General features: G+C 70.3%; 12 protein-coding genes and 3 pseudogenes. 6 read left to right on the top strand and 9 right to left on the bottom strand.

Annotated elements, in window-relative coordinates:
- Positions 1-64: 64 nt before the first annotated feature.
- Positions 65-970 (bottom strand): S41 family peptidase, encoded by a 906-nt coding sequence (locus tag ACGF3H_RS29345; protein WP_362498741.1) that lies wholly within the window; start codon positions 968-970, stop codon positions 65-67.
- 244 nt (positions 971-1,214) lie between these two features.
- Here ACGF3H_RS29345 and ACGF3H_RS29340 point away from each other — a divergent pair.
- The 3 genes and pseudogenes from ACGF3H_RS29340 to ACGF3H_RS29330 all read left to right on the top strand — a co-directional run.
- Positions 1,215-1,289, top strand: a pseudogene (locus ACGF3H_RS29340) (hypothetical protein); the annotation flags it as partial.
- 313 nt (positions 1,290-1,602) lie between these two features.
- A complete protein-coding gene (locus ACGF3H_RS29335; protein WP_362498738.1) occupies positions 1,603-1,962 on the top strand; it encodes a LysR substrate-binding domain-containing protein in 360 nt (119 codons plus the stop codon).
- Positions 1,963-1,993: 31 nt separating this feature from the next.
- Entirely contained in the window at positions 1,994-2,983 is a 990-nt protein-coding gene (locus ACGF3H_RS29330; RefSeq protein ID WP_362498735.1) for a DsbA family oxidoreductase, read from the top strand.
- 69 nt (positions 2,984-3,052) lie between these two features.
- Here ACGF3H_RS29330 and ACGF3H_RS29325 read toward each other — a convergent pair.
- Positions 3,053-4,215 (bottom strand): annotated as a pseudogene (locus tag ACGF3H_RS29325) (acetyl-CoA C-acetyltransferase).
- A gap of 154 nt (positions 4,216-4,369) precedes the next feature.
- Between ACGF3H_RS29325 and ACGF3H_RS29320 the strand changes: the two are divergent.
- Together ACGF3H_RS29320 and ACGF3H_RS29315 are read left to right on the top strand one after the other, a co-directional pair.
- Complete coding sequence (locus ACGF3H_RS29320; RefSeq protein ID WP_362498732.1) at positions 4,370-4,981, top strand: TetR/AcrR family transcriptional regulator; 612 nt, start codon at positions 4,370-4,372, stop codon at positions 4,979-4,981.
- A gap of 255 nt (positions 4,982-5,236) precedes the next feature.
- Complete coding sequence (locus tag ACGF3H_RS29315; protein ID WP_362498729.1) at positions 5,237-5,962, top strand: transporter substrate-binding domain-containing protein; 726 nt, start codon at positions 5,237-5,239, stop codon at positions 5,960-5,962.
- A 379-nt stretch (positions 5,963-6,341) separates the two neighbouring features.
- Here ACGF3H_RS29315 and ACGF3H_RS29310 read toward each other — a convergent pair whose 3' ends face one another.
- The 4 genes and pseudogenes from ACGF3H_RS29310 to ACGF3H_RS29295 all read right to left on the bottom strand — a co-directional run bounded on the left by ACGF3H_RS29310 (position 6,342) and on the right by ACGF3H_RS29295 (position 9,582).
- Positions 6,342-8,459 carry an FG-GAP-like repeat-containing protein gene (locus ACGF3H_RS29310; protein WP_362498726.1) on the bottom strand — a complete coding sequence of 706 codons (2,118 nt, stop codon included), beginning with the start codon at positions 8,457-8,459 and terminating at the stop codon, positions 6,342-6,344.
- Positions 8,460-8,497: 38 nt separating this feature from the next.
- Positions 8,498-8,770 (bottom strand): hypothetical protein, encoded by a 273-nt coding sequence (locus ACGF3H_RS29305; RefSeq protein ID WP_362498723.1) that lies wholly within the window; start codon positions 8,768-8,770, stop codon positions 8,498-8,500.
- Positions 8,771-9,035: 265 nt separating this feature from the next.
- Positions 9,036-9,128 (bottom strand): annotated as a pseudogene (locus tag ACGF3H_RS29300) (IS5/IS1182 family transposase); the annotation flags it as partial.
- 55 nt (positions 9,129-9,183) lie between these two features.
- Positions 9,184-9,582 (bottom strand): VOC family protein, encoded by a 399-nt coding sequence (locus tag ACGF3H_RS29295; RefSeq protein ID WP_362498721.1) that lies wholly within the window; start codon positions 9,580-9,582, stop codon positions 9,184-9,186.
- 93 nt (positions 9,583-9,675) lie between these two features.
- Between ACGF3H_RS29295 and ACGF3H_RS29290 the strand changes: the two genes are divergently transcribed.
- The gene (locus ACGF3H_RS29290) at positions 9,676-10,668 is read left to right on the top strand and encodes a YafY family protein (RefSeq protein ID WP_362498718.1); all 993 of its coding nucleotides are present in this window, start codon (positions 9,676-9,678) and stop codon (positions 10,666-10,668) included.
- A gap of 290 nt (positions 10,669-10,958) precedes the next feature.
- Here ACGF3H_RS29290 and ACGF3H_RS29285 read toward each other — a convergent pair whose 3' ends face one another.
- The 3 genes from ACGF3H_RS29285 to ACGF3H_RS29275 all read right to left on the bottom strand — a co-directional run bounded on the left by ACGF3H_RS29285 (position 10,959) and on the right by ACGF3H_RS29275 (position 13,164).
- Positions 10,959-11,402, bottom strand: a complete 444-nt coding sequence (locus ACGF3H_RS29285) for a peptidase inhibitor family I36 protein (RefSeq protein ID WP_362498715.1) — start codon at positions 11,400-11,402, stop codon at positions 10,959-10,961.
- A gap of 163 nt (positions 11,403-11,565) precedes the next feature.
- The gene (locus tag ACGF3H_RS29280; RefSeq protein ID WP_362498712.1) at positions 11,566-11,958 is read right to left on the bottom strand and encodes a beta/gamma crystallin domain-containing protein; all 393 of its coding nucleotides are present in this window, start codon (positions 11,956-11,958) and stop codon (positions 11,566-11,568) included.
- 378 nt (positions 11,959-12,336) lie between these two features.
- The gene (locus ACGF3H_RS29275; RefSeq protein ID WP_362498709.1) at positions 12,337-13,164 is read right to left on the bottom strand and encodes a methyltransferase domain-containing protein; all 828 of its coding nucleotides are present in this window, start codon (positions 13,162-13,164) and stop codon (positions 12,337-12,339) included.
- Positions 13,165-13,288: the final 124 nt, after the last annotated feature.

Here is a 13,288-nt window from a genome sequence, read left to right as displayed (position 1 = left end):
GGTTACCGCACGCGGGATGGAACCCGGCATTGGAGGAGGCACTGCGCGCGATGTTGCCGGAGGGTCAGCCTGCCAGCTGGGCGCGGGCCAGCGTGTGCGCGCGGTCCAGTGCGTCGCCGGGAGCGCAGGGTATGTCGGGCTGTACGCCGGTGCCCTCCCAGTTCGTGCCGGAGACGGGATTGACGGCACGGCCGACGGGGATCGAGGCTTCCAGATGTGGGTGCACCGTCCAGCCCTCCCGGGGGTGTGCGCCGCCGCGGGTGCGCTCGCCGACGATGACCGCGCGGCCGAGCTGCTGCAGGTCGTAGGCCAGTTCCTCGGCGGCGGAGAAGGTGTGGTTGCTGGTCAGCACATACACCGGCTTGGTGCCGCCGAAGCGCGTGCCGGGGACGTGCGGCTGGCTCCAGGACTGCTCGGTGCGTGCGCCGTCGCGCCAGTACATGGAGTTGAGGTGGGTGCGCTCGTCCAGCAGGTGGCTGCAGACGAAGGCGACCGTGTCCGGGTCGCCGCCCCGGTTGGCCCTGAGGTCCACGATCAGCGCCTGGGCGCGAGAGGTCAAAGTGAGTGCGGCGGTCAGTGGTTCGGCGGCCCACTCCAGCGGAAACAGCATCGGTGCCAGTTCCAGTACGGCGACCCCTCCGTCGAGCAAGGCCACCCGGGGTGCACCGCCCAGCGAGGTGTCGAAGTCCTTGCGGATGGACTGCAGGGCCGCCGCCCCCTGCTTCTCAGGCACTTGGTCGGCGTGGTACTGCAGGCTCAGATGCCGGTCACCGTTGACGGACTGCAGGTCCGCGGTGACCAGCCGGGCGAGCTCCTCGGCGTCGTCAACGGCGTAGGCGCCCTCGGCATGGCGCCGTTGCAGCAGGTCGGCGAGCTGCCCGGCTGTCTCGGGGAAGACGTAGTGCTCGGTCAGGAGCCGGACGGTCTTGTCGATGACAGGGCCGGGCTGAAACTTCGTCACAGTCGCCATGGCACGGAGTAGAACACCGCACGTGTGACAGCGTCCACACCCGGCAGCCTCCGCCACCGCATCCGGCCCGCACCGGTGGCGACGACGGCCCCTGTGAGCCTCGGCAACGAGTCCGCGAGGCAGCTTCGGCCCCGCGCAGGCGTAGTCGATCAGCAGGTTCCGGTAGGTGGTGTTCGCGAGCTCGGGTGCCAGGGCGATCGGGGCCCTCAGGTCGTCGGTGGAGCCGGCAAGGTGTGTGCGATAGGTGGCGCGCGCCGCGCGCAGGGAGACTTCCCAGCCGGGCCTGTCCGCCCAGCTCCGGCGGATCGAACGCGTCACGGGCGGAGAACTGTTCGTCCGCAGCCGGCACGGTGTGGAGCCGACGCGACTGGGCCAGTTCGTCCTGGCGAAGGCGCGCCGGGTGCTCGGCGAGATGGACGCCCTCGCGGCAGGCGTCCGGGCCGCCGTCCCGCATCCGACCTTGCGGCTCGGTTCCATCCAACTCGTCCTTACCGAACGGCTGTTCGGGCACCTGGAGCAGGAACTGCCCGGCCACCAGATCGAGGTCGGCATCGAGCACTCGGTGACCGTCCTCACCCGCATGCTCGGCGCCGGACAATACGACGCGATCATGTACGGAGAGGTCGCCGACCATGAGGCGCCGCTCCCCGACGGTGCGGCGGCCCGCACCCTCATACCCGAAGAGCCGGCGTGCGTGCGCCTGTCGGCCGCCCATCCCCGCCTGGGGCCTCCCGCTGGCCGGGCGGGAGCAGATCGACCTCGCCGACCTGGCGGAGGATACCTGGCTGACGATCGTCGAGGACGACGACGGCGGCCCGGAAGCCATGGTCAACGCCTGCCGGAAAGCCGGCTTCACACCGAAGCTGCGCTACCGGATCGCCGACCGCACGATGCGCTACGACCTGATCGCCGCCGGACGAGCCATCTCCCTGAGCCGGCCTGTCGCGGCCTCTGGAAGCGCACCGCGGGGCCACGTGTTCGACGAGTGTTGAATAAACGACACGTGTTGAATAACTTGGGGGCATGAGGCACATCGAAGTGTGGGCGGACATGGTCTGCGCCTGGGCGTACATCGGCAAGCGGCGGCTGGCGCGGGCGCTCGAAGGATGGGACGGCGAGCCCGTCGAGGTGGTGTGGCGGCCGTTCCGGATCGACCCGATGGCACCGGCGCGGGCGCAGCCGCTGGAGGAGGTGCTGCGAGACCCCGTGGTGGATGCGGCGTTGCAGGGGTGCGCGCCCGGGATGAGCGCGGCCGAGAACCGGGTCAGGGTTTCGGAGATCGCGGCCGCCGAGGGGCTGGGCCCGCGGTGGGGAGCGGCGTGGCGGGCCTCGAGCCATGACGCGCACCGGCTGGTCGCCCTGGCGTACGAGCAGGGCGGGGCCGCCCTTCAGGACGCTGTGCTGGAGGGGGTGTTGCGCGCCCACTTCGTGGAGCGGCGTGACATCAGCCGGACGGAGACGCTCCACGAGGTCGCCTCCGCCGCCGGGTTCTCCGAGGGTGCCCGGCTGCTGGAGGAGGGCGGGGGCGAGGAGTACGTACGGGAGACCCTGCTGCGGGGCAAGGCGATCGGGGTGACGACGTCGCCGACCCTGGTGATCGGTGGGCAGGCGCTGGCCGGGGCGCACGCGCCCGAGGTGATCGCGCGGTTCGTGGCACGGGCCGTGGCCGAGCCGCGGCGCGAGGTGCCGGCCGAGGTCGAACGGCTGCGGCTGGCCGAGGCGCTGCTCGACAAGGGCGACCCGCTGGGCTGTCTGACGCTGCTGGGCGCTCTGATGGCGGAGTACCCCGATGAGCGGGGCGTACGGATGCTCGCCGCACGTGCCCACTACCACTCGGCGCAGCTTGCGCGGGCGCAGGGCGGGCTGGAGAGGCTGGTGGCGGAGAATCCGGACGACGCGTACGCCCGGTTGCTGCTCGGCCGGACCCTGGAGCGACGGGGCGAGGAGGAGGAGGCGGCGCGGCACCTGCGGATCGCCGCCGCGATGAACCCCGAGTACGGGAAGGCCGGGTGAGCGGCGCACGTCCCCGGCGTCATGGGTGAGAAGGGGCCCGGCTTCGGGCGGCCCGGGCCTCGGGCGTGGTCAGAGGCGTTCGATGATGGTCACGTTGGCCTGGCCGCCGCCTTCGCACATGGTCTGCAGACCGTAGCGGCCACCGGTGCGTTCCAGGTGGTGCAGCATCGTCGTCATCAGCCGGGCGCCGGTGGCTCCGAGGGGGTGGCCGAGGGCGATCGCGCCGCCGACCGGGTTGACCCGCTCGGGCGCGATGGCGATCTCGCGCTGCCAGGCCAGGACGACGGGGGCGAAGGCCTCGTTGATCTCGACGGCGTCGATGTCGTCCTCGGTGAGGCCGGCGTCCGCGAGTGCCTTGCGGGTGGCGGGGATCGGGGCGCTGAGCATCATGATCGGGTCATCGCCCAGGACGGTCATGCGGTGGATGCGGGCCCGGGGGGTCAGACCGTGCTCGCGCAGCGCCTCCTCGGAGGCGATGAGCAGGGCGGCCGCGCCGTCGGAGATCTGCGAGGCGCTGGCGGCGGTGATCCGGCCGGCGGGGTCCAGGGTCTTCAGCCGCGCCATCGACTCGAGCGTGGTGTCGCGGCGGGGACCCTCGTCGGCCGCGAGGGCGTGCTCGCCGTCGTCGTAGGGCTCGATCTCGCGCTCGAACCAGCCGGCGTCGACCGCGTGGGCGGCCCGGCCGTGACTGGTCAGGGCGAACTCCTCGGTCTCCTCGCGCGAGATGCCCCAGTGACGGGCCATCAGCTCGGTGGCGTGGAACTGGCTGACGGTCTGGTCGCCGTACCGCTTGCGCCAGCCGCGGGCCCCGAGTACGGGGCGGGGTGGCCGATCTGGTCGCCGACGAGGGCGGCGGCGGTGAGCGGGATCTGCGACATGTTCTGCACGCCGCCGGCGACGACGAGCCCGGACAGGCCGCTCATGACCGCCTGGGCGGCGAAGTGCACGGCCTGCTGGGAGGAGCCGCACTGGCGGTCGATGGTGACGCCCGGCACGTTCTCCGGCAGTCCCGCGGCCAGCCAGCTGGTGCGGGCGATGTCCCCGGACTGCGAGCCGAGCTGGTCGAGGCAGCCGAAGACGACGTCGTCGACGGCGGCGGGGTCGACGCCCGGGCGGTCCATCAGGGCGTTCGGGAGGTGGGCGCCGAGGTCCGCGGAGTGGACGCCCGAGAGTCCGCCCTTGCGGCGGCCGACCGGGGTGCGCACCGCGTCGACGATGTAGGCCTGGGATATTGCGCTCATCTCAACCGTGTTCCTTGTCAGGGGGATGGGGGACTGCGGGGTGTGCGCACGGCCCGGTGCGGCCGGCTCCTCCCCGACTGTGCGACACATGTCGCTTAACAGACAGGTGTTGCATTCATGTCGTGTGGTGTGGAAGCGTGGTCCCATGCCGAACACCTCGAACACCCGGGGCGCCTCGCGCGATCCCCGTGCCCGGCGGACCAGGGCGCTGCTGCGCTCCGCGGTTTTGGACCTCTCGATGGAGAAGGACCTGGACGGCATCACCATGGGCGACATCGCCGAGCGCGCGGAGGTGAACCGGGCCACGGTCTACCTGCACTACAAGGACCGTGAGGACCTGCTCCTCGACGCCACCGAGTCGACGATGGACGGTGTGGTCGAGGCGGCCCGCGCCTGCCGGCTCATCTCGGACACCCATACGCTGCCCGACACCACACCGGTGCACCTGATCAGCCTGTTCACACAGGTCGACAAGCACCGCGCCGTCTACCGCCGGATGCTCGGCGAGGACGGCAGCCCGCGTTTCGCCGCCCGCCTCGAACGGCTCCTGGCGCAGGCGTGGTTCGAGCAGCTGCTGACCGAGACCCCGCCGGACGCGTTCGACAAGACGGCACTCCTGGTGCGCGCACACTTCCTCAGCGGGGCCCTGCTGGCGGTCGTCGGCCGGTGGGTCCGCGGCGAGTTCGAGGGCGAGAACGGCATGAGCGTGACCGAGGTCGCCGACCTGACCTGGGCGTTGATACGAGGTGGGGGGTGACCGTGACACAGACCCAGACGGCGGTCACGGCGACCGGCCCGGCGCGGACGTCGGTGCCGTCGTACGCCTGGAGCGCGGGGAGATGCCGCTGCCCGCGGGTCTGGCACGGTCCCTGATGGTGCGGGTGCGCGGAGCCGGCCCGGCGGGAACCTCACGCAAGATCTCCCTCACCCCCCCCCGTGAGCCGTCGTCCACGCCGCTCGCGACGCCCCGGGCGTCGTCGCACGTCTCGATCACCACTCCTAGGCTCGGGCCATGACACCTGTAGACGCAGAGCTTGCGCACGACCTGGCCCCGACCGGGGTGCTGCGCGCCTCCATCAACCTCGGCAACCCAGTCCTTGCTCAGGGCACCCCCGACGAGCCGTTCGGCGTCACGGTCGAGCTCGCCCGCGAGGTTGCCGCACGTCTGGCCCTGCCGGTGCAGTTCCTCTGCTTCGATGCGGCCCGCAAGTCGTACGCCGCGATGGCCGAGGGCCGGGCCGACCTGTGTTTCCTGGCCGTGGATCCGGACCGCGAGAGGGAAGTCGCGTTCAGCGCGCCGTACGTGCACATCGAGGGGGTGTACGCCGCACCGGTGAACTCGGCGTTCGTCTCTGCCGACGACGTGGACCGGGACGGGGTGCGCATCGGCGTCAAGCAGGGATCCGCGTACGACCTCCACCTGAGCCGCACCCTGCGTCACGCCACCGTGGTGCGCGGCGAAGAGGGGACCGACGTCTTCCACGCCGAGGGCCTGGACGTGGCGGCCGGCATCCGCCAGCCGCTGACCGCGCACGTTTCCCGGCGGGCCGAACTGCGCCTGCTGGAGCCCGCGTTCATGACGATCCGACAGGCCATGGGCACCACGAAGGAGCGGCGCCCGAAGACCACACGGTTTCTCGGTGAACTCGTGACCGAGCTGGTGGCGTCCGGATTCGTCGCCGAGGCACTGCGCCGTTCCGGCCAGGACCCGACGCTGACTGCTCCCACCGCGCTGTGACGCGGGCCCGCACACCGACAGCACCTCCGTGAGCACCGAACAGGGACGGCGTGCCGCTCTTCCGCCGGGGGACCGCGGGCGGGGTGCCCGATGAACCGGGCACCCCGTCCGTTCCCGCCACTCCCTGGCGCTCGGCAGGGGCCCTTCTGGGGCTTCGTGCAGTGCCCGCCGCCTTGCGCCGCATTCAGGATCGCCACCCCGACGGGGCCGTCGCCGGCCGCGAAGGTGTCGACCACTTGCTCGGTAGCCGTGTTGATCACTGACACCGCGCCGGACGCGTAGTCGGCGCCGGCCGGCCCGTCGACATGGTTGGCGCTTCCGGGACGGCCGCAGGCCCGGCCGTCGGAGCGCGCCGGGCCTGCGGGTGTGGGAGGGCAGGTCAGACGTAGTACGGGTGCATGAAGTGCGTCTGGCCGTACACGAAGCTGTTCGGTGAGGACTCCCAGCCCAGGAGGGCGCCGTTGAACGTGGCGTCGGGCTTGGTCGTCCAGGTCCACAGGCGGACGACGCCGGTGGACGAGTCGCCGTGCATGGCACCGAGGTCGTCGCGGCCGTCGCCGTTGTAGTCGCCGACCACCAGCTGCATCGACGAGATGTCGAGGCGGCCGCTCAGGGTGAGCTTCGGCGTGGGGCCGAAGGCGGTGCCCGTGGAGAGAAGGGTCTGGACCGTGTCCGTGCCGTCGGTGTGGTCGTACCAGAACATCAGGTCGTCGCGGCTGTCGCCGTCGAAGTCACCGGTGCGCGGGCGGGCGCGGTTCCAGTCGAACGTGGTGGCCGCCGGGCCCGTCCACCACGTCGCCGGGGTGGTGAAGACCCCGGCCGGCGTGGTGGGGAAGACGTACGTCTTGATGCTGTTGTCACCCTGGCCGTAGAGGAGGCCCACCTCGTCGCGGCCGTCGCCGTTGAAGTCGCCGGTCACGAACTTGGAGCGGGAGGCCAGCCAGGTGCCCTTGGGGCCGGACCACTCGGACGGGATCAGCCGCACGACACCACCGTTGCCGTTCGACGTCAGCGTCCACAGCTTGGTGACGCCCGTGGTCCTGTCCACGTTCCAGATCGCCACGTCGTCGTAGCCGTCGCCGTTGAAGTCGCCGGCCAGCGGCGTCATGTAGGTCTCGTGGAAGGTGACGTGGTTCGGGACCACCTCCCACGCCTTGCTCGGCTCGCTGTAGGTGCCGTCCGACTTGCCGAGCGCGATGAACAGCTTGACGCTGCTGTCGCCGTAACCCTGGATCGCCATGAAGTCGGCGCGGCCGTCACCGTTGAAGTCGCCGGTGGCGCGCTTCATGTGCTCGTCGCCCCACTGGCCCACGGCCGAGGTGTACGTCTTCTTGTAGCCGCCGAGGCTGCCGTCCGGCTTGCCGGAGAAGCTGTACGTGGCGTCCGTGCCCTGCGGGAAGACGTACCAGGCCGACATGTCGCTGCGGCCGTCGTGGTCGAGGTCGCCGCGGACGGCGGTGTTGCTGGACCACACGGCGGCACCGGACGCGTCGCGGATGACGAAGTCGCCGGAGTCCAGCAGGACCGCTCTGCCGCCGGCCGCGCTGGTGCCGGACTGCCACAGAGTCGCGGTGCCCGCGGCGTCGCGGACCACGAGATCACCGTCCGCGCCGAAGTGGGCCGTCGCGCCCGCGTTGCCGGCCGTGCCCGTGGACCACAGGCTCGTGCCCGCGACGGACGAGACGACCAGGTCGCCGTCGGCGCGCATCGCCACCCGGGCGGAGGCCGACACCAGGACGTCGCCCGCCCGGAGCGTCTGGCCGGCCGCGAGGGCCGCGCCGAAGCGCATGCCGTCCGTGCGGGTCGCCAGCGCGCCCGTACGCGTCTCGGACGAGCCGAAGCAGCCACCCTGCCAGGAACGGGTGTTGATGCCGACCAGCTCCAAGCCGCCGCCGGACTTCTGGCGCAGGAGCGGGCCGCCGGTGTCGCCCGCGCAGATCGCGTCGTCGGCGGTGGCACCCGAGAGGGACAGGGCTCCGCTCGTGACGGCGTCCACACCGAACGTGGCGGCGTGCAGCTTGTCGGGGCGCCACTCGGTCTTCGTACGGCCGAAGCCCGCCGCCTTCAGGACCTCCCCCTGGGCCACGGGCGTGGCGGCCAGCGGGACCGGGGTGACGCCGGCCGCCGGGGCGTTGAGGCGGGCCAGTACGAGGTCGGTGCCCTCGCGCGGCACCAGCTCGACGACCTCGCTGACATGGCCGCTGGCGCCCAGGAGGTCGTTGCGCCCGACGGTCGCCACCGTCTTCAGGGCCGGCTCGCCCGCGGCAACCGTGCCGCCCGCCACCGGGTCGGCGGCGAAGCACGCGGCGGCCGTGAGGACCCACTGCGGGTCGATGAGCGCGCCCGAGCAGGCTCGTGTCTGGTCGCCCTCACCGATGTGCAGGTTCGCGGTGAACGCGTACGAGGCGTCGGTGACGGCGGCACCGACCACCGCGTTCGCGGGAATCGCGGTGCCGAGCAGACCGGCGACGACACCGGCGGTGACTATTCCCGTCATCCAGGCGGAACGAGGGGATCTTCCTGTCACAGAGGTTCCTATCTGTTCTCTCGGGTGATCAGCGGCCCGAAGGGGTCCTCCGGGTCACGGAGCTCCTCCACGGCGGGGCCGAGGAAGCGCATGGCCCGGGCCGGACCGACGTAGCCGACCCGGCGCTCCCGGAGGACTGACGGCCCCCCCGGGCGGGCTACGGGATGGTCGAGATGCGCGTCGACGGCGACGTGCAGCAGGAGGCCGCTCGGGTGATCGGCGGGCAGGCTGTCGACGCGGTCCCGCTCCTCCGGAAACACCAGGACGTCACGGTCTGTCATGCGGGTCCGCCTCTTCACGGACGCGGAGAAGGCGTCGTTTTCGTCGTTTTCGTTGTATGACGAACGAGAACGTGGAACGCCCTCATCAGCCGAACTGTACGTGAAGATCGACGAGTTCGGTGGACCTCGTGACGGGCCCCGCACCCCGCGGCCCGAAGCGCCACCCGGCCCATCGGCCCTCCGGCCCACCTGAGCCTCGTACCGTGGATGGCTTATGTGCCCCGTCCCACCACTCAACGGCTAGCAGCCATGACGGCCTTGAGACCGGCGCATCGCCCGCTTGGCCTGCGGTGACGCGCAGAGCCAGCGGCCGCCCATGGCCGTCGCCGAGACCTACGCGCAAATTACGCATCGCGTGCGCCCCTCGTACGCGATGCGTACGGCTCGGCCGGGGATCCGGAATGAGTATGGCCTCAGCGTGCGAACTTCTCGATCGCTGCCGGGGCGACGGGGGTGAAGAAGTTGACGAGGTTGCCGTCGGGGTCGCGGAACAGCAGGGACCGGTTGCCCCAGGGCATTGTGGTGGGCTCGGTGACAAAGTCGGTGACGAAGCCGGTCAGGTTCTGGTGAACGCGGTCCACGTCGTCGACGAGGAACTCGGTGATCACGCTGTGGTTGTCCGCCGGGCGGGCGGAGCCCGGGGCGAACAGCGGGACGGTGCGGGTGCCGGCGATCGCGAGGGCGGCGCCCGCGGTCTTCAGTTCGGCGAAGTCCTCGGTGGCCCACGTCGCCCGCGTCCCTGTGGCTCGCTCGTAGAAGTCGACGAGGCGCGCGACGTCGCTGGTGATGATGCGGATCGAGACGAAGTCCATGGGAATCTCCTTGACTGTTCCGGAGGCGTGCACGTCGCAGGCTAGGAGAAATAGAGGACAGAATCGGTCCTGTATCCGCGTTAGGCTGCGAACATGCCCCGACCCACCGGCCGCGTGCTGACACTTCTGGAGCTGCTGCAGTCGGGCGGCACCCGGACTGTGGCCGAGCTCGCCGACCGGCTCGGCGTCCAAGGGCGTACGGTGCGGCGGTACGTGGGCCAGTTGACCGACCTGGACGTGCCCGTGGAGTCGGTGCGCGGCCGCTACGGCGGGTACCGGCTGTCTCCCGGGTACCGCTTGCCTCCGCTCATGCTCAGTGACGACGAGGCGCTGGCCGTGCTGCTCGGCCTGGTCGCAGGCCGCCGGGCGGGGCTCACGACGACGGAGCGCACGGCAAACGAGACGGCGTCAGCGAAGATCCGGCGGGTGCTGCCCAAGCACATCGCCCGCCGGCTCGACACCCTCCTGGAAGCTCTCGCCTTCACGGATCAGCCCGGCGAGTCGGATCACCCGGACGCCGGGCTGCTGCTCACCATCGCCGACGCGGTGCGCCACCGCCGGCCGGTATCGATCCGCTACACCGACCGCGACGGACGGCGCAGCGAACGCACACTGCACGCGTACGGGATCGTCGCCCACGCGGGCCGGTGGTACGTCACGGGCACGGACGCCGAGGTCGGCGAGGACCGAACCTTCCGGCTCGATCGCATCGCGGACGCGAGGACCCTGCCCGGTTCGTTCGAAGCGCCCGTGGGCCCCGGCCCGGCACAGCGCGTGTTGTCAGGACTCGCCGCCGCCGAGTACCGGCATGAGGTGACCCTGCGGATCCACGGGACAGTTGAGCAGATCCGCGCCCACCTCCCCGTCGGCATCGCGAGCCTGGAGGAGCACGAGCCCGCGGCCGGCGAGGACCGGGCGGCCGAACGCTGGCTGCGGGTCGAACTGCGGGCGCAGCGGCTCGACTGGCTGCCTGCGGTACTCGCCTCGCTCGACCGGCCGTTCGTCGTCGAGCGCCCTGATGAACTGCGCGGCCTCGTCGTCGCGCTCGCCGACCGCCTCTCGTCGTACGCCCGCCGGGCGCCCTGAAGCCACCGGGCAGGGCAGCACCGACATACTGCTCGACGCACCGTCCTCGTCCCGCATCCGCCGCCATCGCTGCACTGAACGGACGCTGACCCGTAACTCCTTGGCGATCACCGAGCTCGCCTCGTCCCGGGCGAACCCCCAGCCGCCTTGAGCCGTAACTCCTCGCGAGCCTGCCGACGCTCGGCCGTCAGCCCGCTCCCTCGTGGCTACTGCACGCCCCGGTGATACCGCACGGACGACGACCCGTCAGCCCCTACGACACCACGAGTCCAACCTCAGAACCAGCCGGCTCAGCCCCCGCAGCCACCGTACCCGAGGGCGGTCACCGCATTGTCGTAGGCGAACAGAAGTTCCTGCTTCGCGCCCGGCGGGATGCTGAACCAGTAACCGTAGTAGTCGGCATCGGTCCAGATACAGACGAACTTGTCGCTACGGTTCCACACCGAACTGGCTCGGTCGTTCCACGCCCAGCCGATGTTGGGGGTGTCCACCGGATCGAGCTGCAGGACGTCCCCGGTATTGTCGTGGCCGTCGAAGAGGCAGACCTTACCTGCTGAACAGCGGCTGACGCCCCCCTCTTTGGGGTCATCAGCCGATGCGTTTCCCGGAGCCGCCAGTACGGTGATGGACGCGAGGACTGCTCCTACGACCGCGGTTTTGACTGTCGGTTTCACGAGCACCCTTTTCGTTGTTGCTTCTTGAGGGATTCTGGTCAGGGAACGGTTGCCGCGCACGCGGTTCACAGAACGGCAGAGCCAGGCGAAGGTGCACTGAACGATCCGGCTCGCCACCACTGGGCTCGAGGTGGAAAACAGGGACCCTCGTCGTCCGCGATCAGGGCATTGCTGAACTGCGTCGCGAACGGCATCGCCCAGGTGTCTCCCATCGAGCCCTGCCTCAACTCACCGGGCAGTCCACGAGGCCTCCGCAGATACGCACGTTGTACACGCGGGCGTGCAGACCCCAGTCGATGGTGTAATCCTGCCATTTGCGCAAGGTGCGCTCGGTGTAGTAGTCGTTCTCCTCGATAATGTAACTGAATGTGATGATGTTGTTGCCCGAGTGGAAATTCCTGACGTCGTTGAAAGACACCCTCAAGCTGCCGGCGTTGGCGAAGCACATGCGGTTGCCGGTGCTCGTCTCCACCCATGCGAGGTCCGTCCGCTGGGGGAGAGTGGGATCTCCGCAAGAAGTCTCGTTGGCCGCGGAGGCGGGGGTCGTCGGCATCACGAACGTCAAGCCTGCAGTGGCCGCTGCTGCGACGAGAAATCTCTTGGCTGCCTGCGTCACGGTTGTTCCCCTCTACGGGACATGGATGAATGACCATGCGACATGGTCGGAGCTCTTCTCTCTTCGCCATCGGCCTGGCGCGAGCGCTGCGGCCAGGTGCAAGGCTACGGAGAGTGCGGGGCGCAGTCGTCACCACACAGAGCCAACTCGGGCGTAGCTCCCGCGGGGGACAGGCTCGACTGCGCCGATGCGAGCCCACGCGCTGGCCGGTCGGTGAGACGTGGTGCGCTGAATACCTCACCCGAGTCCGGACGATGACCGGTTGTGGTTCCGGAGCGGACGACCCAGAGTCCGCTTCCAGGCGGCGTCGCGGGCGCGGTCCCACGACAGTGCGGTGGGTCCGCTGCCGCTGAATCGGCAGGTCCTTCACCACTGCGCTCACCCGGAACGCTGTCCGACACGGAGGACGCTCAGATAACGGCGTGATGCTCGGTCGCCCATCCGGGTGCGGATGCGCTCGGCCACGGCGTCGAGCAGGGGTTCACGGACCTCGCGGTCGAGCCTTCGGTACAGCGACAACGAGCGCAGGTGATCGGCAAAGCCGTCCCCGTTGAACCACTGAACGGTCGGATACCAGCGCACGACCGTTGGGCCGAACAGCCCTCCGGGATCGTCGGCCAGGCCCCAGCCCTCGTCGGTGGTACGCACGTCGTCCTCCAGGGGAGGGTGACCCCAGTCGGGGTTCCCGGGGCAGAACTGCTCGTGGAGATCGGCGGTCTCGGCGTACACCTCCGGCTCTCCCGGCCGGTGGACAACGACGTGGCCGAGCAGCGCCATCCAGCCTCCGGGACGGAGCACGTCGTGCGCCCGCTGCCAGCCGATCGACGGGTCGACCCAGTGCCACGACGACGCGGCCACGAGAGCATCGAAGCGTCGGCCACGGTCGTCCCACTCCTCGAACGTCGACGTTTCGACCTCAACGTTGCGGAAGGATGCGATGCGTTGGCGAGCGAGTGCGGCCATGTCTGCGCCTGGCTCGATGGCAGTCACCGAGCATCCGAGTGCTGCCAGCGAGCGCGTCGCCTGACCGGTGCCGCAGCCCACCTCCAGCACCGACGATCCGTCGTCCGTGCCGGTGACGGCGACAAGGTCTGCGAACAGCTCGTCAGGGTATCCCGGCCGGACCCGGTCGTAGAGCTCCGGCACCTCGTTGAACACCCGGCCGAGGCCGTGTGGTTTCGGGCGCATCTGCGGAGCATCAGTCACGAGTGCACAAGCTATGAGGTTCGTCGACGGGGACGCCACTGGTGTGACGCCGGCGGTGAAGCTGCAGCGGCTCAGCAGGCGGTGTGACCTGGCGGCTGACCATACTGGGGAGATAGGGAGGACA

The organism is Streptomyces sp. NPDC048185 (assembly GCF_043202495.1).
In the GTDB taxonomy this organism is placed as follows: domain Bacteria; phylum Actinomycetota; class Actinomycetes; order Streptomycetales; family Streptomycetaceae; genus Streptomyces.
Note: the sequence above shows the minus strand (reverse complement) of the source record. Positions and strands in the feature narration are given on the sequence as shown.

What these genes read in the sequence shown, in the direction of transcription:
- ACGF3H_RS29345 (WP_362498741.1), bottom strand. Translation starts at nt 970, where the DNA reads ATGGCGACTGTGACGAAGTTTCAGCCCGGCCCTGTCATCGACAAGACC.
- ACGF3H_RS29335 (WP_362498738.1), top strand. Translation starts at nt 1,603, where the DNA reads ATGAGGCGCCGCTCCCCGACGGTGCGGCGGCCCGCACCCTCATACCCG.
- ACGF3H_RS29330 (WP_362498735.1), top strand. Translation starts at nt 1,994, where the DNA reads ATGAGGCACATCGAAGTGTGGGCGGACATGGTCTGCGCCTGGGCGTAC.
- ACGF3H_RS29320 (WP_362498732.1), top strand. Translation starts at nt 4,370, where the DNA reads ATGCCGAACACCTCGAACACCCGGGGCGCCTCGCGCGATCCCCGTGCC.
- ACGF3H_RS29315 (WP_362498729.1), top strand. Translation starts at nt 5,237, where the DNA reads ATGACACCTGTAGACGCAGAGCTTGCGCACGACCTGGCCCCGACCGGG.
- ACGF3H_RS29310 (WP_362498726.1), bottom strand. Translation starts at nt 8,459, where the DNA reads ATGACGGGAATAGTCACCGCCGGTGTCGTCGCCGGTCTGCTCGGCACC.
- ACGF3H_RS29305 (WP_362498723.1), bottom strand. Translation starts at nt 8,770, where the DNA reads ATGACAGACCGTGACGTCCTGGTGTTTCCGGAGGAGCGGGACCGCGTC.
- ACGF3H_RS29295 (WP_362498721.1), bottom strand. Translation starts at nt 9,582, where the DNA reads ATGGACTTCGTCTCGATCCGCATCATCACCAGCGACGTCGCGCGCCTC.
- ACGF3H_RS29290 (WP_362498718.1), top strand. Translation starts at nt 9,676, where the DNA reads ATGCCCCGACCCACCGGCCGCGTGCTGACACTTCTGGAGCTGCTGCAG.